Source organism: Synechococcus sp. R6-10, assembly GCF_047461815.1.
Lineage (GTDB): Bacteria > Cyanobacteriota > Cyanobacteriia > Thermostichales > Thermostichaceae > Thermostichus.
Genome location: NZ_JANSHW010000733.1, coordinates 1 through 549 on the forward strand (window position 1 = coordinate 1; position 549 = coordinate 549).

The following is a 549-nucleotide window of genomic DNA, read 5'->3' on the forward strand; positions in this document are numbered from 1 at the left end:
GCCTGCAACTGCGGATTGTGTCGCCCGCTGACCTCCAGCATCCGCAGGGTCTCCAGTTCGCGCTCGATTGCCTCGCGTCGGCGCAGGTAGCGCTCCCAGCGCGTGTCGTCCACCAGCCCGACGGCGCGCCCGATGGGGGTCAGCCGTTCGTCGGCGTTGTCGTGGCGCAGGTGCAGCCGATGCTCCGCCCGACCTGTCAGCATCCGATAGGGGTCTTCCACGCCCTTGGTCACCAAGTCGTCAATCAGCACGCCGATGTAGCTGTTGGAACGCTCCAGCACCAGCGGCTCGCGGTTTTGCACCCACAGCGCGGCGTTGATGCCTGCTACCAGTCCCTGTGCCGCCGCCTCCTCGTAGCCCGAGGTGCCGTTGATCTGCCCCGCCAGAAACAGCCCGCGCACCGCCTTCGTCATCAGCGTCGGGTACAGCTGGTCGGGGTAGACCATATCGTACTCCACCGCGTAGCCTGGGCGCAGCATCACGACCTCTTCCAGCCCTGGCAGCGTGCGCAGGAACGCCAACTGCGCCTCTTCGGGCAGGCTGGTGGAC

The 549-nt window shown here is 67.0% G+C and carries 1 protein-coding gene; it reads right to left on the reverse strand.

Annotation, left to right across the window (positions count from 1 at the left end; translation table 11 throughout):
- A partial coding sequence (locus NW837_RS15630; protein WP_414332604.1) for an FAD-dependent oxidoreductase occupies positions 1–549 on the reverse strand: 549 nt, incomplete at both ends.